This is a genomic window from Kitasatospora sp. NPDC048407, from assembly GCF_043200475.1.
Taxonomy (GTDB): domain Bacteria; phylum Actinomycetota; class Actinomycetes; order Streptomycetales; family Streptomycetaceae; genus Kitasatospora.
This window is the reverse complement of sequence record NZ_JBICXW010000013.1, coordinates 77267-103544: the sequence shown is the minus strand read 5'-3', so window position 1 is coordinate 103544 and position 26278 is coordinate 77267. Positions and strand designations below refer to the sequence as shown.

29 protein-coding genes are annotated in these 26278 nt (G+C 73.8%); 12 read left to right on the top strand and 17 right to left on the bottom strand.

All coding sequences use genetic code 11. The annotated features are described in order from the left end of the window. Positions 1-40: 40 nt before the first annotated feature. Genes ACGFWJ_RS23400 through ACGFWJ_RS23390 form a run of 3 tightly spaced genes read right to left on the bottom strand, consistent with a single transcriptional unit; the run spans position 41 to position 2983 of the window. Positions 41-688 (bottom strand): response regulator, encoded by a 648-nt coding sequence (locus ACGFWJ_RS23400; protein ID WP_387642441.1) that lies wholly within the window; start codon positions 686-688, stop codon positions 41-43. Further along, entirely contained in the window at positions 678-1967 is a 1290-nt protein-coding gene (locus ACGFWJ_RS23395) for a sensor histidine kinase (protein ID WP_392952702.1), read from the bottom strand. Before ACGFWJ_RS23395 ends, ACGFWJ_RS23400 begins: the two co-directional genes overlap by 11 nt. Further along, a complete protein-coding gene (locus tag ACGFWJ_RS23390; protein WP_392952700.1) occupies positions 1964-2983 on the bottom strand; it encodes a hypothetical protein in 1020 nt (339 codons plus the stop codon). Before ACGFWJ_RS23390 ends, ACGFWJ_RS23395 begins: the two co-directional genes overlap by 4 nt. A 156-nt stretch (positions 2984-3139) precedes the next feature. Between ACGFWJ_RS23390 and ACGFWJ_RS23385 the strand changes: the two genes are divergently transcribed. The 4 genes from ACGFWJ_RS23385 to ACGFWJ_RS23370 all read left to right on the top strand — a co-directional run bounded on the left by ACGFWJ_RS23385 (position 3140) and on the right by ACGFWJ_RS23370 (position 6887). Beyond that, positions 3140-4186 (top strand): YihY/virulence factor BrkB family protein, encoded by a 1047-nt coding sequence (locus ACGFWJ_RS23385; RefSeq protein WP_392952697.1) that lies wholly within the window; start codon positions 3140-3142, stop codon positions 4184-4186. Between the two features lie 164 nt (positions 4187-4350). Next, positions 4351-5058 (top strand): sensor domain-containing protein, encoded by a 708-nt coding sequence (locus ACGFWJ_RS23380; RefSeq protein WP_392952695.1) that lies wholly within the window; start codon positions 4351-4353, stop codon positions 5056-5058. Further along, complete coding sequence (locus ACGFWJ_RS23375) at positions 5055-6488, top strand: hypothetical protein (protein ID WP_392952693.1); 1434 nt, start codon at positions 5055-5057, stop codon at positions 6486-6488. Before ACGFWJ_RS23380 ends, ACGFWJ_RS23375 begins: the two co-directional genes overlap by 4 nt. 42 nt (positions 6489-6530) lie before the next feature. Next, a complete protein-coding gene (locus ACGFWJ_RS23370) occupies positions 6531-6887 on the top strand; it encodes an immunity 51 family protein (RefSeq protein ID WP_387642452.1) in 357 nt (118 codons plus the stop codon). 157 nt (positions 6888-7044) lie between these two features. On the opposite strand, the gene ACGFWJ_RS23365 is transcribed toward ACGFWJ_RS23370, so the two are convergent. The 3 genes from ACGFWJ_RS23365 to ACGFWJ_RS23355 form a co-directional block, all read right to left on the bottom strand. Beyond that, positions 7045-7458 carry a transglycosylase family protein gene (locus ACGFWJ_RS23365; protein ID WP_392952691.1) on the bottom strand — a complete coding sequence of 138 codons (414 nt, stop codon included), beginning with the start codon at positions 7456-7458 and terminating at the stop codon, positions 7045-7047. Between the two features lie 573 nt (positions 7459-8031). After that, positions 8032-8799, bottom strand: coding sequence for a type I methionyl aminopeptidase (gene map / locus ACGFWJ_RS23360; protein ID WP_392952688.1), 768 nt, complete (start codon positions 8797-8799; stop codon positions 8032-8034). A gap of 113 nt (positions 8800-8912) precedes the next feature. Next, positions 8913-9491 carry a TetR/AcrR family transcriptional regulator gene (locus tag ACGFWJ_RS23355; protein WP_392952685.1) on the bottom strand — a complete coding sequence of 193 codons (579 nt, stop codon included), beginning with the start codon at positions 9489-9491 and terminating at the stop codon, positions 8913-8915. A 107-nt stretch (positions 9492-9598) separates the two neighbouring features. Here ACGFWJ_RS23355 and ACGFWJ_RS23350 point away from each other — a divergent pair, with 107 nt between their 5' ends. Both ACGFWJ_RS23350 and ACGFWJ_RS23345 read left to right on the top strand, forming a co-directional pair. Further along, positions 9599-10054 (top strand): nuclear transport factor 2 family protein, encoded by a 456-nt coding sequence (locus ACGFWJ_RS23350; protein WP_392952682.1) that lies wholly within the window; start codon positions 9599-9601, stop codon positions 10052-10054. A gap of 73 nt (positions 10055-10127) precedes the next feature. Continuing rightward, positions 10128-10400 carry a helix-turn-helix domain-containing protein gene (locus ACGFWJ_RS23345; RefSeq protein WP_387642462.1) on the top strand — a complete coding sequence of 91 codons (273 nt, stop codon included), beginning with the start codon at positions 10128-10130 and terminating at the stop codon, positions 10398-10400. A 38-nt stretch (positions 10401-10438) separates the two neighbouring features. Here the strand turns inward: ACGFWJ_RS23345 and ACGFWJ_RS23340 are convergent, their stop codons facing one another. The 7 genes from ACGFWJ_RS23340 to ACGFWJ_RS23310 all read right to left on the bottom strand — a co-directional run bounded on the left by ACGFWJ_RS23340 (position 10439) and on the right by ACGFWJ_RS23310 (position 16263). After that, positions 10439-11095 carry a class I SAM-dependent methyltransferase gene (locus tag ACGFWJ_RS23340; RefSeq protein ID WP_392952679.1) on the bottom strand — a complete coding sequence of 219 codons (657 nt, stop codon included), beginning with the start codon at positions 11093-11095 and terminating at the stop codon, positions 10439-10441. Between the two features lie 98 nt (positions 11096-11193). Next, positions 11194-11727 (bottom strand): hypothetical protein, encoded by a 534-nt coding sequence (locus tag ACGFWJ_RS23335; RefSeq protein WP_392952677.1) that lies wholly within the window; start codon positions 11725-11727, stop codon positions 11194-11196. Between the two features lie 194 nt (positions 11728-11921). Then, complete coding sequence (locus ACGFWJ_RS23330) at positions 11922-12332, bottom strand: hypothetical protein (RefSeq protein ID WP_392952674.1); 411 nt, start codon at positions 12330-12332, stop codon at positions 11922-11924. A gap of 155 nt (positions 12333-12487) precedes the next feature. Further along, on the bottom strand, positions 12488-13438 hold the full coding sequence (locus tag ACGFWJ_RS23325) for an aminoglycoside phosphotransferase family protein (RefSeq protein WP_392952671.1): 951 nt from the start codon (positions 13436-13438) through the stop codon (positions 12488-12490). Between the two features lie 217 nt (positions 13439-13655). Continuing rightward, positions 13656-15149 carry a carboxylesterase/lipase family protein gene (locus ACGFWJ_RS23320; RefSeq protein WP_392952668.1) on the bottom strand — a complete coding sequence of 498 codons (1494 nt, stop codon included), beginning with the start codon at positions 15147-15149 and terminating at the stop codon, positions 13656-13658. Between the two features lie 92 nt (positions 15150-15241). Continuing rightward, positions 15242-15853, bottom strand: a complete 612-nt coding sequence (locus ACGFWJ_RS23315) for a LysE family transporter (protein ID WP_392952665.1) — start codon at positions 15851-15853, stop codon at positions 15242-15244. 86 nt (positions 15854-15939) lie between these two features. Further along, on the bottom strand, positions 15940-16263 hold the full coding sequence (locus tag ACGFWJ_RS23310) for a hypothetical protein (protein WP_392952662.1): 324 nt from the start codon (positions 16261-16263) through the stop codon (positions 15940-15942). A gap of 138 nt (positions 16264-16401) precedes the next feature. Between ACGFWJ_RS23310 and ACGFWJ_RS23305 the strand changes: the two genes are divergently transcribed. Beyond that, on the top strand, positions 16402-17661 hold the full coding sequence (locus tag ACGFWJ_RS23305; protein WP_392952659.1) for an SLC13 family permease: 1260 nt from the start codon (positions 16402-16404) through the stop codon (positions 17659-17661). Between the two features lie 43 nt (positions 17662-17704). Here ACGFWJ_RS23305 and ACGFWJ_RS23300 read toward each other — a convergent pair whose 3' ends face one another. Next, positions 17705-17995 (bottom strand): hypothetical protein, encoded by a 291-nt coding sequence (locus ACGFWJ_RS23300; RefSeq protein WP_392952656.1) that lies wholly within the window; start codon positions 17993-17995, stop codon positions 17705-17707. 436 nt (positions 17996-18431) lie between these two features. On the opposite strand from ACGFWJ_RS23300, the gene ACGFWJ_RS23295 reads away from it, so the two are divergent. After that, entirely contained in the window at positions 18432-20012 is a 1581-nt protein-coding gene (locus tag ACGFWJ_RS23295; protein WP_392952653.1) for a sigma-70 family RNA polymerase sigma factor, read from the top strand. A gap of 124 nt (positions 20013-20136) precedes the next feature. Here ACGFWJ_RS23295 and ACGFWJ_RS23290 read toward each other — a convergent pair whose 3' ends face one another. After that, positions 20137-20571 carry an STAS domain-containing protein gene (locus ACGFWJ_RS23290; protein WP_387642483.1) on the bottom strand — a complete coding sequence of 145 codons (435 nt, stop codon included), beginning with the start codon at positions 20569-20571 and terminating at the stop codon, positions 20137-20139. Positions 20572-20857: 286 nt separating this feature from the next. Between ACGFWJ_RS23290 and ACGFWJ_RS23285 the strand changes: the two genes are divergently transcribed. Further along, the gene (locus tag ACGFWJ_RS23285) at positions 20858-21661 is read left to right on the top strand and encodes a VOC family protein (protein WP_392952650.1); all 804 of its coding nucleotides are present in this window, start codon (positions 20858-20860) and stop codon (positions 21659-21661) included. Between the two features lie 47 nt (positions 21662-21708). On the opposite strand, the gene ACGFWJ_RS23280 is transcribed toward ACGFWJ_RS23285, so the two are convergent. Further along, positions 21709-23034 carry a cryptochrome/photolyase family protein gene (locus ACGFWJ_RS23280; protein WP_392952647.1) on the bottom strand — a complete coding sequence of 442 codons (1326 nt, stop codon included), beginning with the start codon at positions 23032-23034 and terminating at the stop codon, positions 21709-21711. A gap of 200 nt (positions 23035-23234) precedes the next feature. Between ACGFWJ_RS23280 and ACGFWJ_RS23275 the strand changes: the two genes are divergently transcribed. From ACGFWJ_RS23275 to ACGFWJ_RS23265, 3 genes are all read left to right on the top strand, one after another. Then, positions 23235-23888, top strand: a complete 654-nt coding sequence (locus ACGFWJ_RS23275) for a DUF5701 family protein (protein WP_392952645.1) — start codon at positions 23235-23237, stop codon at positions 23886-23888. A 66-nt stretch (positions 23889-23954) separates the two neighbouring features. Next, complete coding sequence (locus tag ACGFWJ_RS23270) at positions 23955-24896, top strand: serine/threonine dehydratase (RefSeq protein ID WP_392952642.1); 942 nt, start codon at positions 23955-23957, stop codon at positions 24894-24896. Positions 24897-24939: 43 nt separating this feature from the next. Continuing rightward, complete coding sequence (locus tag ACGFWJ_RS23265) at positions 24940-25710, top strand: hypothetical protein (RefSeq protein ID WP_392952639.1); 771 nt, start codon at positions 24940-24942, stop codon at positions 25708-25710. Positions 25711-25793: 83 nt separating this feature from the next. Here ACGFWJ_RS23265 and ACGFWJ_RS23260 read toward each other — a convergent pair whose 3' ends face one another. After that, positions 25794-26270 (bottom strand): DUF3291 domain-containing protein, encoded by a 477-nt coding sequence (locus ACGFWJ_RS23260; protein WP_392952636.1) that lies wholly within the window; start codon positions 26268-26270, stop codon positions 25794-25796. Positions 26271-26278 lie beyond the last annotated feature (8 nt).

Here is a 26278-nt window from a genome sequence, read left to right as displayed (position 1 = left end):
GGGGCGGTCCTGTCGGCGGCCGCCGGGGAGGCGGTGACGGTCAGGGGGCGACGAAGCCGGAGCGGTAGGCGATGACCACGGCGTGGGTGCGGTTGCGGGCGCCGAGCTTGGTGAGGATGTTCGCGACGTGGGTCTTGACGGTCTCCGCGCCGAGGAACAGCGACCTGGCGATTTCCGCGTTGCCGAGTCCGGCGGCCATCAGGCGCAGCACTTCCTGTTCGCGGTCGGAGAGCGGGTGCGCGAACGGGGTGGCCTCGCGGCGGTGACGGAGTGCCAGGTCCCGCACCGAGTCGGGGAACATCAGGGTGTCGCCGAACGCGGCCAGCCGGACGGCCTGCACGATGGCCTCCGGCCGGGAGCGTTTGAGCAGGAAGCCGGCGGCCCCGGCGAGCAGCGCGTCGTGGACGCTGTCGTCGTTCTCGAAGGTGGTGATGACCACGACCCGGGGGGCGGGGACGACCGTGTCGAGGATCCGCCGGGCGGCCTGGATGCCGTCGAGTGCGGGCATCCGGACGTCGGTGAGCACCACGTCGGGTGTCAGGGTGCGGGCGAGTGCGACGGCCTGGGCGCCGCTCTCGGCCTCGCCGATCACTTCGATGTCGGGTTCGGCGGAGAGGATCACGGCCAGGCCGGACCGGACCAGCGGTTCGTCGTCGGCGATCAGCACCCGGATGGGGTCAGCGCTCACAGGTCCCCTCCGGGGCGGTCGGTGGTTCGGTGAAAGGGCGGGCCAGGGTGATCGGCAGTCGGGCGGTCACTTGCCAGTGCCCGTCGATCGGGCCGAACTCGGCGTGGCCGCCGACGAGTTGGGCGCGTTCGGCGATGCCGCGGGTGCCTCGGCCGCCCCGGCGGGTGGGGCGGCGCGCAGCGGGCAGGGGGTTGGAGATCCGCAGGCGCAGCTCGCCCGCGGCGGCCTCGACGGTCACGTCCACGGGTGCGCCGGCGGCGTGGCGGAGAGCATTCGTGAGGGCTTCCTGGACGATGCGGTAGGCCTCGCGGGAGACCACGGCGGGTGTGGTGTCGAGGTCGCCGACGGTGAGTGCGACGGGTGAGCCGGTGGCGCGGGCGGTGTCGGCGAGGCGGTGGATGTCGCGCAGGTCGGGTTGGGGGGTGCGGCCGGGGCTCTCCTCGCGGAGCAGGCCGAGGACGTGGTCGAGTTCGTCGGCGGCCGACCGGGCGGCTTCCTCGATGGCGGCGAGGGCGCGGCGGGCGTACTCCGGGTCGCGGTCGAGGATCCGGCCGGCGGCCGCGGCCTGCAGGGTGACCACGCCGAGTGCGTGGCCGACGGAGTCGTGCAACTCCCGTGCGAGGCGGTTGCGTTCGGCGAGGCGGGCGCTGTGGCGTTCGGCCTCGGCGAGTTTCTCGGCGGCGGACGGTCCGAGCAGCGCGGGCGCGGAGCGCTCGAGTACCAGGCCCGCCGCCCGGGCGGCCGTCGGCAGCAGCACGGCGAGCAGCAGGCCGGCGGCGGGGCCGAGCCAGGCCGGGACGGCGCCCAGCCATCCGGGGGGCGAGTCCAGGAACGGGCGGACGGTCAGCAGCACGACGACGGCGGGCGGGACGGCCAGCGTGGCCCCGGAGACGGGCGCGCCGAGTCCGAGGTGCAGGACGGCCCAGGCGGCGGTCCGTCCGCGCGAGGCCGTCCAGTCGTCCGGGCGCTCGCCCCAGGGGCCGACCGGGAGCAGGGTCCGGACGATCGCCGACTCGAGTTGCCGGACGGAGGGGAGGGTCGCGGCGGTGGCGGCGACCAGTGGCAGCGCGGCCAGGTAGGCGACGATCTGGAACACCAGTGACCGGAGCAGCGAGGTGGCCGGGGCTGTCGGTTCGAGGACGAATCCGAGGGCGATGTTGGTCACGAAGCAGAACGGCGTCATCATCGCGCCGCCCAGGATCAGCAGCGCCCAGCGCCGCAGGGCCGCCCGGCCGATCAGGGCCCGGGCGGTCCGGCGGACCTCCCCCCGTAGCGTCACGCCGGGATCATCCCACTCCGGTCGCCGCCGTCCTCGGACGCCCCCTGCCCGGCGGGTGCGGCGGCGGCCTGGACCACCATCAGGGCCAGCACGGTGGCGAGCACCGCGCCCGCCAGCGTCTGGAACCCGCCGACGAGTGCCAGGCCGCGCATGTCGTCGCCCTTGTTCAGCGGGGTGCTGAGGGACGAGGAGATCAGCCAGAAGAGCCCCCAGCCGAAGGCCGTCCCGGTGCCCACCCAGGCCGTGATCAGCCACCGGAGGGCGGGCCGGCCGTCCTGCCGCTGCCGGGTCACCGCCAGCATGGCGATCAGGCCGGCCAGGATGATCAGGGCGTACCCGCTGTCGACGATCAGGGACTGGCTCGCCGTGCGGGTGTCGCCGGGGCGAAGGGCGTGGCTGCCGAACGCCCAGGACAGCTGGATGCCCACCGGGATCAGGCCGAACGCGGCGACCCCGGCCGCGATCAGCCGGCGTGCCCCGGCGGCCGGGCCGGTGGGCAGGTCGCGCAGGCGCAGCGTGAACACGCCGGCCCAGCGCTCGCGGGCGTGCAGCACGAACCCGGCGACCAGTCCGAGTGCCTGGAGGCCGAACCCGCCGTAGACCAGGGCGTACACCCAGCCGTCGATGAAGTCCTGGCCCGGGTTGCCGGAGGAGGAGAAGCCGTCGGTGAGCGCGCCGACCACGGCCGCGACGGGTACCACCAGGGCGATCGGTGCGAGCAGGCCGGTGGCCACCCACATCGGCAGGATCAGCAGCCAGCCGGGGATCCGCCGTCCCCAGGGGCGGGCCAGGGCGAGTGCGAGGGCGGCCGCGATCGCGTCCATGCCGAGGGTCGCCAGGTTGGCGCCGATCATGGCGCCGCTGTGCATGCCGTCGCCGTGCACGCCGATGCTGCTGCCCGCGACCCAGGCGGCCTTCAGCGTCAGGTAGGGCAGCGTGGCGGCGATCGTTCCGGCGCAGATGAGCGTCCGCAGGCGGCCCCGGCGGGTATTTGCCGGGAGGTTCGGTGTCGTCATGGCTCCGACGATCCCAATCGCCGGGGGTGGGTCGATTCCCCCGGACAGGGGACTTGGCTCCCCCGTTCGGGGGAGCGCGGCCCGCCGGTGGGTGACGGTCCGTACCGGTCCGCGATAGGTGCGGGGGTGCCAACCGGCAAGCAGGAAGGACTGCCAGTGAATCCGATCGAGCGCGCGCTGCGTGCCGTCGACCGCACCCAGCAGCGGCACCGGCCGCCGGCCGCGGTGTTCGGCGTGATCAAGAAGTACGGCGACGACCGGGGCGGGCTGCTGGCCGCACTGATCACCTACTACGGTTTCGTGTCGCTGATCCCGCTGCTGCTCCTGCTCTCCACCGTGCTGGGCTTCGTGCTGCACGGTCATCCGGGGGCGCAGGAGGCGGTGGTCAACTCCGCGCTGGCCGATTTTCCGATCATCGGCGACCAGTTGCGGGAGAACGTGCACTCGGTGCAGGGCAGCGGGCTGGCGCTGGTGATCGGCATCCTCGGCCTGCTGTACGGCGCGCTGGGCATCGCGCAGGTTTTGCAGCACACGATGGCCGAGGTGTGGAACGTCCCGGGCGTGCGGCGGCCCGGCTACTGGCCGCGGCTGGCCCGCAGCCTGGCACTGTTCGGCGCGCTGGGCATCGGACTGGTGGTGACCACGGCCGCTGCGGCGCTGGTCGGCACCACGCTGGCGGGCACGCTCGCCCGGGTCGGCGGGCTGCTGCTGTCGGCGGTGCTGAACACCGCGGTGTTCATGGCCTGCCTGCGGATCCTCACGCCGAAGGAGGTGCCGACCCGCCGCCTGCTGCCGGGCAGCCTGGTCGCGGGCCCGCTGTTCACCGTCCTGCAGGCGTTCGGCGCGGTGCTGGTGGCGCATCAACTGCGGCACGCCACCGCCGTGTACGGCTTCTTCGCGACGGTCATCGGCCTGCTGTCCTGGCTGTACCTGGCGTCCCAGATCACCGTGTACGCGTCCGAGACGAACGTGGTGCTGGCCCGCCGGCTGTGGCCGCGCTCGCTGCTCCAGCCGCCGCTGACCGGACCTGACCAGGACGTGCTGGAGTCGCTGGCCCTCCAGGAGGAACGCCGCCCCGAGCAGCGCGTGGCGGTCGAGTTCGTCGCGCCCGAACCGGAGCCGGAGGAGACCGAAGCTGTGCCCGAGCCGAAGCCCGAGCCGGAGAAAGGCGGCGACGAGGAGGGGCCCGAGGAGCGGCGGTAGCCTCCCACAGCCGCCCGACGGAAACGTCGCATTCGCTCAAATCGCTTCGCTTTCACCGCAGGTGACCGGACACTGTTGGCGACGGCCGGGCCACCGGCCGCACCTGATTTCCTTCCGGCGCCGCCGCCCGGCGGTGTCGGCCGTCGAGGAACTTGGGAGAGCCCATGAGCAGTCCGATGAGCAGTGGGAGCGAGGCGAAGGCGCCCGGCCGGTCCGGGCGGTGGCGGCTGATCGGGGCCGGCGCGGCGCTGCTGGTCGCGGTGGCGGCCGGCGTGGCGTGGTGGCTGTGGCCCGCGAACGACGCCTCGCCACGGGTGGTGGCGGGGACGGTCCAGGCGGTGGTGCTGCCCGCGGACGAGGTCAGCAAGGCAGTCGGCAGCACGCTGAACGAGCAGACCCGGGCGAGTGAACCGGCGCCCCCGCTGCCGGCCGACCCGCCGGGCTGTTCGGTGGCGGTCGGACCGGCCACCACCGTTGTCTATCAGGGGGGTTGGACGGCGTTCGTGTCGGTGGCGCAGCAGGACTCCGCCGCGTCGGCGGACCACACCGCCACCCAGACCGTCGGCCGGTACGCCACCGCCGACCTGGCGTCGGAGGTGTTCGGCACGCTCGCCGACGGGCTCAAGGCGTGCACCGCCGCCGTCCGGGACGCCTCCGGCGCGAACGCCTCGCGCTGGACGTACCGGGTGGACAGCGCCACCGACACCGCGCTGACCTGGACGGCCACCCAGGACCACGGCGACGGCTGGGCGTGCTACCGGGAGGCCCGGCTGGCCGGGTCGACCGTGCTCCAGTCGGCGGTCTGCCAGGCCGGAGACGGCCGCCCGGCCGCCCGCGCGCTGGCCGACCGGATGGCGGAGCGTGCCAAGTGACGGGCCGGCTGCGGAAGTTGGCGTCCCTCGTACTGACCTGCACGGCCCTCCTGTTCGCCCTCGCGCCACCGGCCGGCGCGGCCTCCTCGGACGGCGCGGCCTCCTCGGCCGGCGCGGCCGCGATCGAGCCGGTCGCCCCTAGCAGCGCCTACTCCCCCACCCTCAACAACCAGCTCACCACGTTCAACCGCCAGTTGGCCGAGCTGCCGACCCAGCAGAGCCTGGACGGGCAGCAGGCGGACCTGGACCGGCGGACCAGCGCGTACAACGAGCAGTCGAAGGCGGTGCTCGACGCGCTCGACGCCAACGACGAGAAGATCCGGCAGCACAACGAGGTGGTCGCGCAGTACCCGAACGGTGCGCCGCCGTCCGTCGCGGATGCGCTGAACGCCGAAGCCGATGCGATCAATTCCGAACAGAAACAGCTCAAGGACAAGGCCAACAAGATCGCGGACGAAGGCGAAGCGATCAAGTCCGGGCAGGCGGACCTGGACAAGCGCAAGGGCGAACTGGCCTCCAAGCGCAGCACCTTGCAGAGCGCCCGCGGCTACCTGGTGGACCAGATGGCCACCGAGTTGCTCGCCCGGCTCGCCACCCCGCCCGCCGCCACCGACCCGGGCACCGCCGTCGACCGCGCCCGGCCGTCCGTCACGGCCACCCGCACCGACGGCGGCGACCGGGCCTCCGGCGCGCTGCGTCGCGGGCCGTTCGACTCGTACGCCGACCGGCACGGCGTCACGGTCGACCCCCGGCCGGTCGACGCCGTGCTGTCCCCCGGCGCGCTGACCAAGTTCGCGATGGCGAACGCGGGCACGGCCGGGCCGACCCGCCGTTTCGACGCCCTGGCCACCCAGGGCGACGGCACCTACCGCGGCCTGTCGCTGCGCGACCCGTCCCGGCCACCGACCGCCGCCGAGCGCGCGTTCGACGACACACTCAACACCGGCGGCGCGGCGGTCACGCTGGTGAACGGCAAGCGGGCCGTGATCAGCGGCACCGACGAGGTCGAGGCCCCGACACCCGCGTCCGCCGTCCCGCCGCCCCGCAACCTCGCGCTCGGACTGGGCGGCCGGGTGCAGCCGTTCGCCGAACGGTACGGCTACGAGCACCTGATGGACCTCACCAAGGCCCAGCTGCGCCGGGAGCTGATCGGCCGGCTCGAGGACCCGAACTATCGGATCCACGTCTCACTGAAGGACCTCAGCAAGGCCGACCTGCCCAACGTGCTGGCCCGCGGCCGCGCGTACGAGGACGGCATGCGCACCTTCCCGTTCGACGCCAACGGCCGGATCCCCGCCTACGCCGCCACCTGGGAACGCGCCCCGGGCGTCACCGACTGGGAGATGTACCTGATCCACACGCTGCCCGGCGTGCTGGAGCGCACCACCTTCTACGACGAGAACGACAACGCGGTGCCGGACCCGTTCTGATCCGTCTCCCGGCTGTCGGTGGCCGCCGATACCGTCCGGGCCATGACTGATCGTGAGATGTACGCCCCCCTGCGGTTCTTCGAGTACGACCACCGGCCCGGCTCGTACTGCCTGCTGCTGTCGGACGATCGGATGGTCGCGGTGGACGAGGTGTTCGAGGCCGCCGGGCAGCCGAACGGCGGCTACAGCTGGGAGGCGGTGGCCCGTTCCGCGGTGCGTTCGCGCGCGCCGCACTTGGAGGGCCGGTTCGGCTACGACCCGGAGGCCGGCATGTTCGTGGCCTACGGCGAGGACGCGGCGGCGCTGCGCGAACTCGGCGCGCTGCTGTCCGGCGCGTTCCACGACCGGCCGACGCTGCGCGAGCTGATCGACGCCGCCGAGCCCGACTGGTTCGACTGATCGGCGCCCCAGCCGACCGCGGACCCGCCGCGTCCCCGGAAACGCGGACACGCCGACGGCCGCTCCCTCCCGAGGTGAGGGGCGGCCGTCGGCGTGTACGGATGGTCCGGCGGGGCGGACCGGTCAGCGGGTGACCGTAATACTTGGTCAGACCGTATTACTTGCTCAGACCGGCGACGACCGAGCAGACCGGCCAGGCGCCGGGGCCCTGGGAGGCGAGCACCTTCTCGGCGACGGAGATCTGCTGCGCCTTGGTGGCCAGGTTGGCCTGCGGGGCGTACGCGGTGCCACCGAACGCGGCCCACGTGGAGTTGGTGAACTGCAGACCGCCGTAGAAGCCGTTGCCGGAGTTGATCGCCCAGTTGCCGGTCGACTCGCACTGGGCGACCTTGTCCCAGGTGGACGCGTCGGCGGCGTGGGCCCCGGTCGCCGTGACGAGTCCGGCCACCGGCAGAACGGCCACTGCGGCACCCGCCACGATGGCGGCACGGACGCGCTTGCGGGTACGGCTGCCCTTCTCGGCGGTGGTGGCGGCGGTCGTGGCGGTGGCGGTCTCGTTACGGAAGATCATGCGAATCCTTTCGGCTGCCCCGGGCAGGCAAGGCGGAACCAGGGCCCTGGCGGGCCTGCTGCTTCACGCCTGTTGATCGGACGGTGCGGTCGGTTGACCGACCTGCTCTCCGTCGCGGTCACCCTGCCCGTGCGGTGCGGCTCGGGGGCCGCTCCGGGGCGTTGATGTCGGGTGATCCCGGGTAGTGCGCCCTGCACTGGTTACGAAGCTACGGGCGTTCTGGCCGATGTCCAAGCATTCGAAGGTCTGTGCAGGTCAGAGCCGCATTACCGGCGGTAAATCGGGCTTCCGCGGCCCGTCGGCCCGCGATTTTCCGGGCCCGGCCGGCCCGCCTTGTGACCGGCCTCACCGGCTTTCGGCCTCCCCCACCGGCGCACCGCACACGCCGCGCAGTCGACCGGCAACCGACTGCCGATCGCCCGCCCTTCCGGCGGTGGGCCGGGCCACAGCGGTCACGGTCCGCTCACTCGCCAGGCACCGACCGTGGCGAAATCGGCGCCTCAGGACGGTGCGCCTCAGGGCGGTGCGCCTCAGGGCGGTGCGCCTCAGACAGCGCGGCTCAGACAACGCGGCTCAGGAGAGCGCGGTGAGCACCCGCGGCCCGTCCTCGGTGATCGCCACGGTGTGCTCGGAGTGCGCTCCGCGCGAGCCGTCCGCCGAGCGCAGCGTCCAGCCGTCCCGGTCCACCCGCAGCTCCGCCGTGCCGGTGCACCACCACGGCTCGAGCGCCAGCGTCAGCCCGGGGCGCAGTTCCAGGCCGCGCCCCGCCCGTCCGATGTTGGCGATGTGCGGGTCCTCGTGCATGGTGCGGCCCAGGCCGTGGCCGCCGAAGTCGGTGTTGATCCGGTAGCCGGCCGCGTGGCCGACCTTGGCGATGGCCGCCGACAGGTCGCCCGTGCGGTTGCCGGGCACCGCGGCGGCGATCGCCGCGTCCAGGGCGGCCCGGGTGGAGTCGATCAGGCGGACGTCCTGTTCGGCGGCCGTGCCCGCGATGACGGTGACGGCGGAGTCGGCGACCCAGCCGTCGATCGACACCGCGAAGTCCAGGCTGATCACGTCGCCGTCGCGCAGCACATAGGGGTGGGGCTGCCCGTGCAGCACCGCGTCGTTCACGGACAGGCAGATCACGTTGCGGAACGGGCCGCGGCCGAACGACGGCGCGTAGTCCCAGTAGCAGGAGACCGCGCCGCGCTTCTCGATCAGCTTCCTGGCCTGGTGCTCCAGGTCCATCACCTGGCGGCCGGGCTCGACCATCGCGGACAGTTCGGCCAGCGTCTCGGCGACGAACCGGCCGGTGACGGCCATCTTCTCGATGGCCTGTGGGGTCTTGTACTCGATCACGACACGCTCCCTGCACAGCGGCAGCGCGCCGCCCGCTCCGAGGCTGCCGGTATTTGAATACCGGCGGGACGGGGACACCCTAGCAGCAGAACGGTATTTAAATACCGCCCACTTCAGCTGCCGTCGGACCCGCTCCCCAGCATCGCCTCGACGGCGGCGCGCGCCTGCCGGGCCGGGGCGTCGGTACCGGCGATCGCGGCGGTGACGATGGCGCCCTCGGCGAGCAGTTGGACGGGCGCGGGCTCGGCGAGGCCGGCGGCGGCGCACCAGTCGGCCAGCTGCCGGTGGAAGGCGTCCTTGTGGGAACGGACCTCCTCGAGCACGGCCGGCGAGGCCGGACCCATCTCGCCGAACGCGTTGATCCAGGCGCAGCCCCGGAAGCCCGGCTCGGCACACCAGTCGGCCAGCCAGTCGAACGCGGCCAGCAGCCGGGCCCGCGGCTCGGCGTGCGCCTCGGCGGCGGTGGTGAGCCCGCCCCGCCAGCGCAGGTCACGGCGGCGCAGCACGGCCACCACCAGGTCGTCCTTGGTGGGGTGGAGGCGGTAGATGCGCTTGAGCGGCAGCCCCGAGGCGGCCCGCACCTCGTCCATGCCGACCGCGCGGATGCCCTTCTCGTAGAACAGCGCTTCGGCGGCGTCCAGCAGCTTCTCGTGGTCCTGCCGGGTCTGTTCTTCGGTGAGCGGGGCGGGCATCGGCGCACTCCTGCGGGGGATTGACGTGGAGAACGGTCGTTCCCTAGCCTAGCGTCCGACGCCGATGGAGAACGGCCGTTCTCCACCTTCCGAACGAGGGGCCCACCATGACCGAGGACCGACCGCCCCACCCGCCGTTCACCCGCGACAGCGCGCTCGCCAAGGTCCGGGCCGCCGAGGACGCCTGGAACAGCCGCGACCCGCAGCGCGTCGCCCTCGCCTACACACCCGACTCGGTGTGGCGCAACCGCGACACATTCCTCACCGGCCGCGCCGAGATCATCGCCTTCCTCACCGCCAAGTGGGCCCGCGAACACGAATACGCCCTGCGCAAGAACCTGTGGGCGTTCGACGGCGACCGGATCGCCGTCCGCTTCCAGTACGAGTGGCACGACGACGAAGGCCAGTGGTGGCGCAGCCACGGCAACGAGCTGTGGGAGTTCGACCCGACCGGCCTGATGCGGCGGCGCGAAGCCAGCATCGACGACGTCCGGATCGATGCCGCGGACCGCCGCATCCTCGGCCCCCGGCAGGACGGCGAACCCGAGCTGCCGGTGCGATAGGCCCTGTCCTCCGGATCCCGCCGGGCTCCCGGGCGGGGCGACGGCGGGCCACCGCGATCGGTAGCGTGGCGGCATGGTGCGAATCCCCCTCACCCCCGAGCAGATCGAAGCCGGCCGGCGCCTGGGCGCGCTGTTCCGCGAAACCAGGGCCGGCCGCGACCCGGTCGCCGTCGCCCAGAGCGCCGGCATCTCCCCCGAGACCCTCCGCAAGATCGAGATGGGCCGTCTCCCCAGCCCCGGCTTCGGCACCGTGGTCGGCCTGTGCGCCGCGCTCGACGTCCCGCTGGACGACGCCGCCCAGGTCTGGCTGGGCGTGGTCGCCGACGACCGGCGCGCCGCCGGCTGACCCCGCTCCAGCACGGTCGCCCTGACCGGCGCCCCGCCTCAGACGGTCGCCAGCACCGCGTACCGCTCGTCCGACACCGGACCGCCCCACAGTTCGGCGTCCCGCGACAGCGGCTCCACCCGCAGTTCACGCACCAACGGCCCTACCGCACGGGCAAGTTGTTCCGCGCTCGCACCACCCGCCCACGGCAGCTCGCCCACGCCCTCCGCGTACGGCTCCGACTCCGCGCCCGCCTCGCGCCACCGGCCCTCGATCAGCACCAACCGGCCGCCCGGGCGCAGCAGGGTGGTCCAGTGCCGCAGCGCCGCCTCCGGGTCGGGCAGCGTCCACAGCAGGTGCCGGCAGAGCACGGCGTCGAACCGTTCGGCTCCGACGGGCGGCCGCGAGGCGTCCCCCACCATGAACCGCCCGGCGAGCCCCGCCCCGGCCAGCTTCGCCCGGGCCCGCTCCACCATTTCGGCCGCCAGGTCCACCCCCGTCACCCGGTGCCCGGCCTCCGCCAGCAGCCGCGACAGCGACCCCGTCCCGCACCCGGCGTCCAGCACGTCCAGCGGCCCGCCGGGCGCCCACTCGGCCACCCGCCGTACCCAGGCCTGTCGGGTGGCCTCGGCCCCCAGCCCGTGATCGGGCTCCTGGTCGAAGGCGGGAGCGGCGTCGTTCCAGTACTCGGCGATGGCGTGCAGGCGGGTGTCCATCCGAGCACCCTCCCATCCGCCGCTGACAGTCCGCGGCCCGAACTGACCGTCAACTTCCGCTTTCCTCATCCGGATTGCTCGGCCCTGGACGCCGAAGGTCAGGGCGAATCGAACAGGCTCTCCGCGCACCGGTGTTCGAGCAGCGTGGTGTCGGCTTCGATGTCCGCCACCGCCTGCCCGGGATCGCCGCTCGCCGTGCCGTCCAGGCGGAGGCTCAGTTCCCGGAACTCGTCCGCCAGCCTCAGGATCACCGTCCGGACATACGGGTCCGCCTCCGAACTCGCGGACTGCAAAGCGATGTTCGCCGCCCGCGCCGAGGCGGCCTGCCCCGCGCCGCCCGTCCCCGCCGACGCCGACGCTGACGCCGACGCTGCCCGGTACGCGTCCAGCGCCCGCTGCGCCTCGCCGCAGCCCGCCGGTGCGGCACCGCGGGAAGCGGACGACGAGGGCGCCGGGGGCGGCACCGCCGGATCGCGGTCGGTACCGTGCGGGACGAACAGAACCACACCGGCGAGCACGGTGGCAGCGGCCGCGGCGAAAGCCAGCCCGGGCGTCAACCGAACGCGCCGCCGACGTGCCACCTCCACCCTTCCGCGCGGGCCCACCCAGGCAGCCGTCTTCAGCTGCACCATCGGGCGCAGCACCACGAACCCGGTCTCCCGCACCGGCGCGTCCGCCGCACGTTCCGTCCTCGCGGTCGGCTCGACACCGACGAGCGACGCCAAGTAGCGCCGCCACCAGGGCACTTCGGGCCCGAGTCGGGGGCGGAACGGGACCGGCGTCGGCCCATCGGCCATGAGCGAGTCCCGGTAGCGACGTCCGAAGCTCATGACCCGACCTCCCCCGGCCGCCCCGGCACCGGCACGGGCCTCTGGTCTTCGGGCTCCCCGGCCACCGGCGGTTCTTCGCCCCTCAGGACGGCCTGCGCGGAGGTGAACGACCCGATCTGCCGCAACAGCGCGGGCGCCGAGGCCCCGGCCGCCACCGCCGCGTACAGTCCGGTGATCTGGGTGTGCAGCAGCCACCCCGTGACCGCCCCGAGTGCGATCCGGCTCAGCCCGGCCGCCAGGTCCGCCGAGAAGTCGACGTAATGACGCAGCGGCGGCATTCGCCGCCGTCTCTCCTGCCGCGCCCGGTGCCGCGCCGCCTGCCACGCCAGCAACCGCCCATTGGCGACCACCAGTTCGACCACCGCTCCCCCGACGGCGCCGTAACCGGCCGCGTGAGCCCAGTCCAACTCTCCTCCGCCCAAAGCAGGTTGATCCTCCGCGAGTGAGCATCCTGCATCCCCGGCCGCCAGTTCAAGACGGCCCCGCCGCAGCTCGGGCCGGCACCGGCGTCCGTTCCCGGACGGCAACCTCCGCTTTCCGCGCAGGTAACCGGCGTGGAGTCTCAGGTCTCGACCCGGCCCGTACTCCGCGTGCGGGACGGGTGGTTGCCGCACAGCAACTGCGCAATCCGGTCGGTGACTTCGACCAGCCAGTCCGGGTCGCCGTGCTCCCGCCCCCAGTGGGCGGCGCTCACCGCGCGGGCCTGGGCCCAGCGGCGGACGCGCCGGTGGTCGAGTTCGGCGGCTTCGGCGTAGATCGCGAGTCGGCGCAGCACGGCCCGCCGCAGGTCGCCTGCGGCGAGCAGGTCGTCAAATCGGCTGCGGAGCAGGGTGATTGCGTCGTAGGCCGGGTCGCCGACGTAGCCCTTGGGGTCGATGGCCAGCCAGGGTTCGCGCTCGGCGGGCAGGATGTTGCCGAGGTGCAGGTCGCCGTGGACGAGGGTATCGGGCTGGTCGGGCCCGAGTTCGCGGACGGTGGCGATCGCGGTATCCACCACGTGGCGCGGCAGCGGCCGGGGCAGCCGGTCGGCGTCCCTGCGGAGGTCGGCCGCCCACTGCCCGGACCGGTCGGCGAGGCGTGGCAGTCCGGGCGGCGCGGGCACCGCCAGCCGGTGGGTGAGGCGTCCGGCGATGGCGACGGCTTCGTCCACGGCGACGTCCGGGTGCTCGGCGAGGGTGCGCCGGCCGGCCCGCTCCAGCAGCATCGCGAACCGGGCGTCGTCGCGCCGGAGCAGCCGCACCGCACCGCGGCCGCCCCAGACGGCGAACGCGTCCGCCTCATGTGCGTTGCCCGGGTGCGGGAACGAGACCTTCAGCACGGCCGGCCCCCCGTCGGCCGTCCGCACCGGCACCACGACCCCGACCTGCCCGTGCCCCACCGCCCCGTCCGGCCGACACCCCCACCGCTCCAGCAGCCCCCCGACCAGCGCGGGCAACCCTGCCACCCACTCCCGCCCCGGTTCGCCCTCCCGAGCCACGGTGCTCCGCGCGAAGTCCTCCGGAATGCCGATCACGGTTGCACCTTAACTCGCGACGAAGGAAAGGCCGTTGGGAGGTCGAATACGCTGCCCGGATACGGGTTCTCGCCGACCTGGCCGAGGCCGAACCAGATCTCCGGCGGCGCGAGTTCCTGGAGAACTTCCCCTTCGCCACCGGCCTGGTCGAGGAGCCTTGACGTCGATGGCCCGCCCTGGCCGGGCGCGCCGGGCGCGGTCGCGGTCGCGGTCGCGGTCAGCGCAGCTTCGTCCAGAGGAGTCGCTCGGCGCGGGCCGGGTCGTGGTGGACGCCGGACGCGGTGGCGTTCAGGCGCATGACGGCGCGGCCGGGGAGGTAGGGGGGCCAGGGCGGCAGCTGGTCGGCGGTGGGGTGGCCGTGGTGGGCGAAGGTGGTCCAGGCGCTGCGGAGGTGTGCGGAGAGCAGGGGGTTGTTCAGCAGCGGGTCGTTCAAGTGGCCGAAGACGGGGCCGAGTTCGGCCATGTGGCAGGCGCCGAGGGCGCCATCGAGGGCCGGGGAGGGTTCGGTGAATTCGTAGAACCAGGTGTCCGCGCCGTGGGCGGCGCGGGCCTCGGCGATGCGGAGGGCGGGCACGCGGTAGCCGTGGTCGGTCATCACGGCCGAGAACAGGTCGGCGGCGGTGGCATGCGGTCGGGTCTCGGCGTAGGTGGCGCGCGCGGCCACGGGGTCGAGGCCGAGGGCGGCGAGGAAGCCGTGCAGGAAGCCGTCGTTGATGCGGTCGGCCATGCCGAGCGGGACGAGGAACAGGCGGAATTCCTCGGCGGTGACGCCAGTGAGCAGGTCGAGGTGGCGGCCCGCGCCGGCGGCGATGGCGTCGACGGGGCGTTCGGGCAGCGTGGCGGTACCGGCGACCGGAAGGACGGTGGTGCCGCCGCCGGCGGACTCGCCCCACTGGGCGGGTTCGGTGCTGCGGGCGATCTCCTGGGCGAGTCGGCTGTTGGCCGCGGCCAACTCCGCGGGCGGGACGGCGGCGAGGCCTTCGAGGGTGCACTCGACACCGGCGAGTTCGGCCAGGCGTTCGGTGATGCGGCGCCCGGTCTCGGGGGTGTGGGCGTGGTGTCCGGCGCCGCTCTGGGTGATGGCGCGCCGGAACAGGCCGTCGGCCGAGGGCATCGTCATGAGCGCGGTGATGCCGATCGCTCCGGCGGACTGCCCGAAGACGGTGACGTTGCCGGGGTCGCCGCCGAACGCGGCGATGTTGTCGCGCACCCATTCCAGCGCGGCGATCTGGTCCAACAGGCCGAGGTTGGCGGTGCCGTCGGGCAGCAGCAGGAAGCCTTCGGCGCCGAGCCGGTAGTTCAGGGTGACGCAGACGACGCCGTCGCGGGCGAGGACGGTGCCGTCGTAGGTGGGCAGCGAGCCGGAGCCGTTGCGGAAAGCGCCGCCGTGGATCCACACCATGACGGGCAGTCCTTCGCCGGACGAATGCGGCGACGGCGTCCAGACGTTGAGGTTGAGGCAGTCCTCGCCCTGGGGGCCGGCCTCCACCAGCAGGCCGGCCATCGCGGGGGCGTAGCCGGGCTGCGGGGCGCTGGGGCCGGGGACGAGCGCGTCGCGCACGCCGCTCCACGGCTCGGGGGCCCGGGGCGGCCGCATCCGGTCGGCGCCGAACGGCGGTGCGGCGTAAGGGATTCCCAGGAAGGCCGCGGTGCCGTCGTGGAGGCGGCCGCGAACCTGGCCGTGGCGGGTGCTGACTATGACGCTGCTCATCGGATGTCCAGTTTCGAAGGGGCTCGGGGCAAATGGAGCCTTTCGCCCGATCAGCGCCTCCGCAACCGAATTCCCGCTGCCGGGCGCCCAGTTCAGCTGCTGAACGCCAGCCGCAGCGCCAGCACCGCGACCAGCCCGTAGCCCGCCGCGTACGTCGAGCGCCGCACCCGGGGGCCGAGCTTCGCGCCGGCGAAGGCGCCCGCCGCGGCGAGGAGGTGCTGCCAGACCAGGGAGGCCAGGAAGACGCCGGTGACGAAGGCGGTGGCGCCGGCCCGGGCGTCCGCGCCCCGGGCGGTGATCAGGGCGGTGAAGTACAGGGCGGTCAGCGGGTTGACGAGCGTCAGCAGGGCGAAGCGGCCGAACGCGCGGGCCGCGCTGCCGACCGACGGGGCCTCGGCGGGTTCGGTGGGTTCGGCGGTGCGGCGCAGGCCGAGCAGGCCGTGGACGGCGATCGCGCCGAGCAGCAGGGCGGAGACGGCGCGCACCGCGCTCTCGTGGCCGGTGAGCAGGTGGGCGACCCGGGGGCCGGCCAGTACGGCGACCGTGGCGTACGCGCCATCGACCGCCGCGACCGCCGTCGCCCCGCCGGCGGCGGGCGCCCAGCCGCGGCGGCCCTCCTGCAGCAGCAGGACCCCGACCGCGCCGAGTGGCACCGCCACCCCGAGTCCCGCCACTACGCCTTCGACCGCCGCGCTTGTCGCCATTCCCTCACGATGGCGGCCGGACCCGCCCGCCCGCACCTCATTTTCGCCCCCACGCCGCAGCCAACGCCCTTGCGAACAACGAGAGTTCATTCGACCTTCGGCGGGCAGCCCGCTCCCCCGCGCCGCTGGTGCGCGGCCTGCCGCGCGAGCACCGAGCGGTAGGAGAGCAGGGACAGCACCGAGTCCGCGGACAGCACGGACGCGGCGCTGCGCCAGGAGCCCACCGACAGCACCGAGCACGACGAGCCGACGCTGCCGAGCGACAGCGCCGAGCCCACCGATCCGATCGACAGCACGGAGTACGCCGACCCGATCGACAGGAACGACCCCACCGATCCGATCGAGAATCCCGCTTCCAGCGCCCTGCGCCACGCGTCCCGGCAGTCCACCACGACCAGCCCTCCACACATCCGAAGCGATTATCCGAATGTCAGTCATATCCGACGGGCGGGCCACTCGGCGCCCGGGAGCGCCTGCTTGGATGGGGGCGGGTCGCCCGACGGGCGGACCTTGCTGGATGGAAAACTGCAGGTCGGGAGGCAACGGAGATGGGCGCGATGGGCGCCGAGGTGCTGTCGCTGGGGCTGCTGGGCGTCGTGCTGGTGAGTGCGGTGCGGCGGCCGTTCGGGTGGCCGGAGGCGGTGGTGGCGGTGCCGGCGGCGGGGCTGCTGGTGGCGGTCGGCGCGGTGTCCCCGGCCGCAGCATGGGGCGAGCTGGGGCGGCTCGGACCGGTCGTGGGGTTCCTGGCGGCGGTCCTGGTACTGGCCCAACTCTGCGACGACGAGGGGCTGTTCGATGCGTGCGGCCGCTGGATGGCGAGCACCTCGGGCGGCCGTCCGGTGCGGCTGCTGGGCCAGGTGTTCGGGGTGGCGGCGGTGGTGACGGCGGTACTCAGCCTGGACGCGACGGTGGTGCTGCTGACGCCGGTGGTGGCCGCGACGGCGAGCGTCCTCGCCGTCCGGGCCCGGCCGCACGTGTACGCGTGCGGGCACCTGGCCAACACGGCGTCGCTGCTGCTGCCGGTGTCGAACCTGACCAATCTGCTCGCGTTCACCGCCAGCGGCCTGACCTTCGGCCGGTTCACCGCACTGATGGCACTGCCGTGGCTGGGCGCCGTCGGCGTCGAGTACCTGCTGCTGCGCCGTTTCTTCGCCGCCGAACTCGCCGTCCCGGCCGCCCGGCCCGCGCCCGCCGAACGCCCCCGGCTGCCCCGCTTCGCGCTGCTGACGGTGGCGGGCACGCTGGCCGGCTTCGTGGTCGCCTCGGCGCTCGGCGTCTCCCCGGCGTGGGCGGCGGCGCTCGGCGCGACGGTGCTGGCGGTCCGGGCGCTGGCGGCGGGACGAACGGACACCCGCCGGATCGTGCACGCGGCGGCGGTGCCGTTCCTGGCCTTCGTGCTGGCGCTGGGCGTGGTGGTGAAGGCGGTGGTGGACAACGGACTGGCCGGTTGGCTGGCCGCGCTGGTCCCGTCCGGCGATTCGCTGCCGACGCTGTTCGCACTGGCGGGCCTGGCCGCGCTGCTGGCCAACCTGGTCAACAACCTGCCCGCCACGCTGCTGCTCGTCCCGCTCGCCGCACCGTCCGGCCCGGGCGCGGTGCTGGCCGTCCTGCTGGGCGTCAACATCGGCCCCAACCTGACGTACGCCGGCTCGCTCGCCACCCTGCTGTGGCGGCGCATCGTCCAGGACCGCGCGATCGACGACGGCGGCCTGCGCACCTTCACCCGCCTCGGCGCACTCACCACCCCGGCCACCCTGGCCACCGCCGTCCTGGCGCTCTGGGCGTCCCTCCGCCTGCTGGGCACCTGAGGGCGCCCACGCACTCGCGTGACGCCGCCGCCCGACGCGCCGGTCAGTGCGGCTTTCGGGCCGCCCGCGCAGCCACCTCGCCGGCGATCAGCAGCGGCAGGGCGTACAGCACCGTGCCCGCCACCGCCATGGCCCACATCCAGGCCGTGAACTCGTCCGCGCTCCACGTGCCGAGCACGGCGGCGACCAGAGGCAGCACGACGATCCCGCCCCCGAACGCGATGTCCAGCACCAGCCACTCGCTGTTCCGCCCGAGGTGGAGGCCCAGGCAGGCGGCCGGGACGGTGCCGAGGGCGACCGGCCCCAGCAGCAGCCCGACGAGCCCGGTCATCATCCCGAGAAGCATCCCGGCGAGAAGCCCGACGGGAGCCGGCGCCAACCAGCCGACCACCAGCCCCCACAGACGCGCCCTTCGCCGCCAGCCGTTCACCGCAGCCGGATTCGCCACCGCTCCCCCTGATTCCCATGGTTCGCGGCCACATCATGGCACAGATCTGAACGCGTTCAATACCGCTCGCGCCGTTCCACCGACCGGCCGAACGGCCTGGTCGGGCGGGATGAATGTCCCGCCGCCCCCACCGGTCGCGCCTGGAAACGGCCGCACCGCAGGCCATAGGGTCGTTTCCTGCCCGGGCCGGGGAGATTCCCCCGCGGGTCCGGAGAAATCTCCCCGCGCTTTTCCGTTATCCGCCGCCCGCCGGTGGATCTCCGATGGTGTGAGGGCACGACGCGAGAACACGAGGACGGGCCGGGCTGTGGACAGTGGGCAGGTGACGACGCTGGTCGGTCGGGCGCAGCACGGCGACCGGCAGGCGGTGGCGGAACTGGTGGGTGACCACCTGCCGCTGGTGTACAACGTGGTGGGCCGGGCGTTGTCGGGGCATCCGGACACCGACGACGTGGTCCAGGAGACCATGCTGCGGGCGGTGGACGGCCTGCCGGGGCTGCGGGATCCGGCCGGGTTCCGCAGCTGGCTGGTGGCGATCGCGCTGAACCAGGTGCGCCGCCGGTTCCGGGACGAGGGCGACGAGGGCGCGTTGCGCGAGGCGCCGGACGCGGCGGCGGTCGCGGATCCGTCCGCCGATTTCGTCGGGCTGACGATCGTCCGGCTGGGGCTGTCGGAGCAGCGGCGGGAGGTCGCGGAGGCGACGCGCTGGCTGGACGAGGGCGACCGGGACCTGTTGGCGCTGTGGTGGCTGGAGGCGGCGGGCGAGCTGTCCCGGGCGGAGCTGGCGGCGGCGCTGGAGGTGTCGCCGCAGCATGCGGCGGTGCGGGTGCAGCGGATGAAGGGTCAGCTGGAGGCGGCCCGGATGGCGGTGCGGGCGCTGGCCGCAGTGCCGGGGTGCGCGTGGCTGGCGGAGCTGACGGCGGGTTGGGACGGTGTGCCGAGCGCGTTGTGGCGCAAGCGGATCGGCCGTCATGTGCGCGAGTGCGCGGTGTGCGGCGAGCACCGGCGCGGGCTGATGCCGGCCGAGGGGCTGCTGGCGGGCCTGGCGATGGTGCCGCTGCCGGACGGCCTTTCGGCGCTGCCGACGGGTTTGGCGGGCAGCGCGTCCTCGCACCGGCGCGCGCCCGGGAACGAGTCGCAGCGCGGCGGTTCGCACCGGGCCGGGTCCCGGCACGGCCGGCGGGCGGCGGCGCGCCGGGGGCCGGGCCGGGCCGGGTTGCTGGTGGGCGGCGGGGTGGCGGCGGTCGCGGCGGGGCTGCTGGTGGCGGTCGTGCTGCCGGGCTCGTCGCCGACCTCGGACGGTCACCCGGAGGCGCTGCGGCAGCCGGTGGTGGCGGGTGCGGAGCAGGCGGAGGCGCTGGCCGCTCCGGCGGCCGCTTCGGCCCCCGCCTCGCCGTCGGCGTCCGCTTCACCGTCGTCTTCCCCGTTCGCATCGCCCTCGGCGTCGCCGTCCGGCAAGCCGACGGTCTCGGCCCGGCCCTCGTCGCGGGCGCTCGTGCCGTCCACCGGGAAGCGGGCCGGGGATCTCGGGCAGCAGGTGCTGGATCTGGTCAACGCCCAGCGCGCGCAGGCGGGTTGTCCGGCGCTCTCGGCGAACGGGCAGCTGGCGGCGGCGGCGCAGGATCAGTCGGACGACATGGCGGACCGCGAGTTCTTCGACCACACCAACCCGGACGGCGAAGGCCCGCAGCAGCGGATCGACGCCGCCGGTTACGAGTGGAGCGGCTGGGGCGAGAACATCGCGCGCGGGCAGAAGGACCCGGCGGCGGTGATGGCCAGTTGGATGAACAGCCCGGGCCACCGGGCGAACATCCTGAACTGCGAGTTCACCGAGCTGGGCGTGGGGGTGCACCAGGGCGCGGGTGGGCCCTGGTGGACGCAGGATTTCGGTACTCCGAGCTGATGCCTCGCGGCCGTGGGTGCCGCAGCCGTCGCCGTTGACGCTGCGGGCTTGTCCACTGCGGGCGGGTGCGGCCGTCGCCGTTGACGGCCCCCGCGCCGGGCGGGTCGGTCGGCGGCGGGGCCGGTCAGTCGGCGGCGGCGCGGCTGCTCTCGCGGGGGCGCGGGACGGCGTCGGCGGCGTCCGCGGTCAGGGTGCTCTCGGTCATTGCTGCCTCGCGCAGGTCGGCGAGGGCGTCGTCGACCGAGTCGTGGACGTCGAAGATCCGCTGGATGCCGAAGAGTTGGAGGATCTTGCGGGTGTGGGTCTCGGGGCCGGGGAGGACCAGCCGGAGCCGGCCGCCGCGGGAGGACAGCATGCGACGGGTCGCGACCAGGACGGCGAAGCCGGTCGAGTCGCAGAAGTCGACCCGGCTGATGTCCACCACCATGCGCAGACAGCCTTCGGTGACCAGTCGCTGGAGGCGCTCCCGAAGTGCGGAGACTCCACTGATGTCCACCTCGCCGGCGACCTGGACGACCGTCCAGCCGTACCGTTCCCCGTAGCTCACGCTCAGTGCCACTCTGGTGCCTTTCTCCTGGGATCGCTGGGGGTATGCGGCCTCTGCCCGATTCCTGCGGTCCGAACCCTGTTGCAGGTGACGATTTCGCGGCCAGCGGGAGGAATTTCCGCGAAATGTCATGGCCAGGGTCCGTTCGACGATCGAATTCCATGCTCCACCCGACGATCTGCACAGGATTTCCTCCGCTTGGCGGTACCGGGACCGCCGCCCGCCGGTCCGGGCCGGGACGCGCCGGGCGGGGGCCGGTGACAGGCTGGGGAGGAGTGCCCGGCGAAGGGAGACCACCATGATCACCACCGATTTCGTGCCCGGTTCACCGTGCTGGCTCGACCTGGGCACGCCGGACGTGTCCACCGCCGGGGACTTCTACGGGGCGGTACTGGGCTGGGAGTTCGAGCCGATGGAGGACAGCGGCGGCGCCTTCGGGCTGGCCAAATCGGGCGGTCGGACGGCCGCCGGGATCGGGCTGCTCACCGAGCGGGGCGCCCGCTCGGCGTGGATGGTGTACTTCTTCACCCCGGACGTCCACGAGACCGCCGCGTCCGTCATGCGGGCGGGCGGCACGGTGCGGCTGGAGCCGCAGGACGCGGACGGCTGGGCGTCGGTCGCCCAGTTCAGCGACCCGCAGGGCGGCCAGTTCGCGGCCTGGACGCCGGGCCGGGCGCGCGGCCTGGAGGCGACGGACGACCCGGGCGCGCTGTGCTGGACGGAGCTGTACACCACGAACGCGTCGGCGGCGCTGGCGTTCTACGAGACGGTGTTCGGCTGGCAGCGCCAGGACATGCCGATGCCGGGCGGCGGGGGCATGACCTACACCATCGTCACCCCGGCCGGGCAGCCCGCGGAGCGGATGCACGGCGGCGTGCTGCAGGTGCCACCGGACCAGCTGGCGGTGTCCCAGGGCGTGCCGTGCTGGCACCCCGTGTTCACGGTCACCGACTGCGACGCGGCCGCCGCCACCGTGCGCGCCAAGGGCGGCGAGGTGCTGACGGGCCCGGTGGACGCGCCCGGCATCGGACGGATGGCGATGTGCGTGGACGGCGCGAGCGCGGACTTCGTGCTGATGACGCCGGCGCCGCGCGCATCCTGACGTATCGTCAGGCACCGAAAGAGTCCTGACACGGTCCTGACGGATCGTCAGATTCCCCGAGCCTCGCGCAGGCGGTCCCCAGTGCTGCCTGGGGCGATCAGCGGGGCGGGGTAGTCGGCGGGTCGGTGGCCGGCCTGCCAAGGGCGGTGGATCAACCGACCTGGCAGCTCGGCGAGTTCGGGGACCCAGCGGCGGACGTACGCGCCCTCCGGGTCGTAACGGTCGGCCTGGGCGATCGGGTTGAGGACCCGGTTGGGGCGGGTGTCGGTGCCGGTACCGGCGACCCACTGCCAGTTCAGCTGGTTGTTGGCCACGTCGCCGTCGACCAGGTGGTCGAGGAAGTGCCGGGCACCGAGCCGCCAGTCCAGGTACAGCGACTTGGCCAGGAAGCTCGCGGTGAGCAGCCTGGCCCGGTTGTGCATCCAGCCGGTCTCGGCGAGCTGCCGCATCCCGGCGTCGATGATCGGGTATCCGGTGCGACCCTCCCGCCAGGCGGCGAGTTCGGCCTCATCGGTGCGCCAACTGTCGTTCCGGGCACGGTAATCGGCGTGCGCGGCGGCCGGCCGGGCGGCCAGCACCTGGTGGTGGAAGTCGCGCCACACCAGCTGCCGGACGAACGCCTCCGCGCCCGGTCCGCCGCGCCGCTCGGCGAGGTGGACGAGTTCGTTCGCGGACAGGCAGCCGAAGTGCAGGTACGGCGAGAGGTGCGAGGTGCCGTCGGCGGCGAGGTCGTCGTGCAGCTGCGCGTACTGCGCGGTGCGCCAGTGCTGCCAGGCGCGGCGGGCGGCGCTCTCGCCGGGCTCGGGGAGGCTGCGGGCGGTGGGCTTGACCACCTCAACTTCGTTACTTTTCAGCCCTGTTGGAGTGTTGAGGGTGTGCGGCGCGGGCAGCGGGGTGCGGCGGCGGACCTGTTGCCAGGCCCGGTGGTACGGGGTGAACACGGCGTAGTGGTCGCGTCCGGCGGGTGTCACGGCGCCGGGCGGCACGGCCGTCAGCGAGCCGTCGTGCACCCGCAGGCGGTCGCCGAGCGCGTGGCGCAGCCGCTGTTCGCGCCGTCGGGCGTAGCCGCTGACCCCGGCGGCGACGTGCACGCTCGCCGCGTCGAGTTCGGTGGCCAGTCGGGCGGTCTGCTCGGCGGTGTCGCCCTCGCGCACCAGCAGCCGGCCGCCGGCGCGGCGCAGCGAGGCGTCCAGGTCGGTGAGGCAACCGGCAAGGAACGCGCGGCGGTTGGGCGCGTCGAAGCCGGCGGCGGCAATCGCCGGATCGGTGACGAACAGCGGAACCACCTGGTCGGCGGCGGCCCGGGCGGCGTGCAGGGCGGGGTTGTCGTGCAGGCGCAGGTCCTGGGTGAACAGGACGAGGGCGAGGGTCATTTGGGTGTGCGGCTTTCGTACTCGAGCCCGGGGATTGGGCGTTGGGGTGCGCGGACCGGGGCGGGCCGCGGGGGACGGTCGTCCCGTCCGGTCATCGGCGCGCGCGCCGTTCCGAATGAGCGTTCTGGGGGCGCGGGAACAACTCGGCAGGTGGTCTCGTTCACCCGAGGTCCCCGCTGCCTCGCCGCCCTGGGAGCGTCGTGCCCGAAACCGCGTCCACCGTCCTTCCGTCCCTCACGATGCAGGCCGAACGCCTGATCGAGTTGGGGGTGCCCGAGCTCGCCGGCCTGTCCACCGCCGAGGTCCGCGCCTTCGCCGAGGCCGCCGAGACCGGCGACGGCGCCCTGCTCGCCGTCCACCCGGACCGCGCACCCGCGTCCGCGCTCGCGCCGCTGCTGCGCCGCGACGACCGGCCGGGCTTCGTCGTCGTCGACATGCCGGACGTCGACGACTTCGCCCCGCTCGACACGGTGGCGCTGCCCGACTCTCCCCTCTATCTGCTCACCGGCGTCGACCGGGGCGACCGGATGGCCAACTGGAGCCCGGACGAGGCGCTGCCCGCCCTCACGGACGAGGCCCGTACGCCGCTGCTGCTCACCGAGGGCATCCACTGGGTGCTCCAGCAGCCCGACGCACTGGAACGCAATCGCTGTTTCATGACCATCGGCTCCCGGCTGCGCAAACCGAACGGCACCCTCGACGCCCGCACCCCGGCGATCTGGATCAGCAACGGCACCGGGCGGGACGGCCGCGAGCGCCGCAACGCCCCGAAGGTCGGCTGGTGTTGGGCGGGCAACCGGCACACCTGGCTGGGCTTCGCCTCCGCCACCGGCCGGGGGCGCCAGGGCGGGTAACGTCGGGTCCGAACGGTTGCGGGCCCAGACCGGCCCGCGCACCCTCGACGCGGCAGGAGCAGCAGCGTGCACCAGCTCACGTACGGCGACATCAAGGCCGCGGGCGACCGGATCGCCGGACGGGTCCGGCCCGTCGCGGTGGCCCCGCTCGACGTTCCCGGCGTGGGCGGTGAGGTCTGGGCGGCGCTCGAACTCCTGCAGCACACCGGGTCGTTCAAGGCCCGGGGCGCGCAGAACTTCCTGCAGGCGCACCGCGAGGCCGGCACGCTCCCCGACCCGGGCGTGACCATCGCCTCCGGTGGCAACGCGGGCCTGGCGTGTGCCTGGGCGGCGCAGCAACAGGGCGTCCGGGCCACGGTGTTCGTGCCGGAGAACGCCCCCGCGGTGAAGGTGGCCCGGCTGCGCGGCTACGGCGCCGAGGTGCGACAGGTGGGCCGCGAGTACGCGGAGGCGCTGGCGGCCTGCGAGGAGTACGCGGCGGCCTCCGGCGCGCTGGCCGCGCACGCCTACGACCACCCGCTGATCGCGGCCGGCGCGGGCACTCTGCTGGACGAGATCCGCCGTCAACTCCCGTCGCTGGAAACGGTGGTGGTCTCGGTCGGCGGTGGCGGCCTGTTCGCAGGCGTAGCCACGGCGGCCCTCGAGCACGGGGTGCGCACCCTCGCTGTCGAGCCGGAGGGTTCGCAGGCTCTGCACGCCGCGATGGCGGCGGGCCGTCCGGTGGACGTCCCCGTCGACTCGGTCGCCGCCGACGCGCTCGGCGCCCGGCGGGCCTCCGCGACCGCTCTGTGGGCCGCCGGGCAGGACGGCGCAAGCACCGCGCTCGTCCCCGACAGCGAGATCGTCCGCGCCCGTCAACTCCTCTGGGACGGACACCGGTTGGCCGTCGAGCATGCCGCCTCGACCGCGCTGGCCGCGCTCACCGGCGGCGCGTACCGGCCCGCCGAGGGCGAGCGGGTGTGCGTGGTGCTGTGCGGGGCGAACACCGATCCGGGCACGCTCGGCTGACCCCTTTGGCGTGCTGTCGGACGGCGGCACTACGGTGCCGCCCATGACCTCTCACCACACCCCGGTCGCGGACGACTGGGACCGTCAACTCGCCGACGCCTTCGGGATGATGCTCGGCCGGCCACTGAACGAGTACGACCCGGACGCGGTGTACGTGGCCGGCGTCAGCGGCAATCTGATCCACGAGGTCGAGTTCGACCGGGACGCCGCCTGGGTGCGGCCGCAGGCGCTGAGCGGCGCCGAACCGGTGCACTGGGACTGCTCGTTGTTCGACGACAGCCTCCGCACCCCGGTGTTCGACGCCGCCGGTTCGATCTTCGCGATACCCGCCGACCGCGACTCGCCCGCCCTGCCGGAGCCGTTCGCCTCCGCCGTCGCCGCCGCCTGCTTCGGCGACGGCCTGATCCGCGGCGCCGACCTCGCCCCGCTGGTGGCGCAGCACGGCGTCAACCTCGCTAAATTTTCGGGCAGTTGGGTGGTGTTCTTCGCCCGGCTGCGCTCCGACGGCACCCTGCTGGACGCGTTCCGCGCCGCGCTCGACACCGGCCACACCCCCGGGGACCTGGTGCCGTTCGAGGCCGAGCCCGAGGAGAGCTGGGAGGAGGGCCTCGCCACCATCGAGCACCCCGGCCTGCGCGCCCACCTCGCCTACTTCCTCACCGACGGCGAGGAGGGCCTGATGCCGATACTCGAGGACGCCTCCGCCCGGGGCCTCGACAAGTACGGCTGCGAGCCGGTGGTGGGCTGGGAGGACGGCTTCGGCCAACTCGACCTGACCATCGTCCGCCTGAGCCCCCTGGCCGCCGGCGCCTGACCCCCGCTGGTTCAGCCGCTGTTCCAGTCACTGCTTCGGCCGCTGTTTCAGTCACCGCTTCGGTCACTGCTTCAGCCGCTGTTTCAGTGCGCGTCCGCCACCTGGCCGTCCGGCGCCGGGTGGCGGTCGCGGAAGGTGAACGCCTCCGGGCCGCTGCCGTGTTCGCGCAGGTGGGCGATCCGCCCCATCGCCTCGGTGACGCTCGGGTGGTGGCCGGCCGGCACCCACCACAGCGCCTGAAGCGGACGGTCGGCATGCTCGAACCACTCCCGGCGGCGGCTCAGCACCCGCAGGTGGTCGCTGCGGAACACGTACTCCCACAGCGCCTCGACCGACTCCCACACCGAGCAGTTGATCAGGACCTGCTCGTCCCTGATCTCCGGGTACGCGGCCTGCGCCCTCGCGTCCGTGGCGTCCACCATCCGCCAGACGAAGCCCGGGCTGCGCTCGGCAAGCGCGTTCATCTCGTCGAGCTGTGCGATGAACTCGGCGACCCGCCGGGAGGTGGGCCGCGCGACGAGGCGGCCGACGTTGATCTGCGCGAGGTGATAGCCAGTCATGGGCCAAG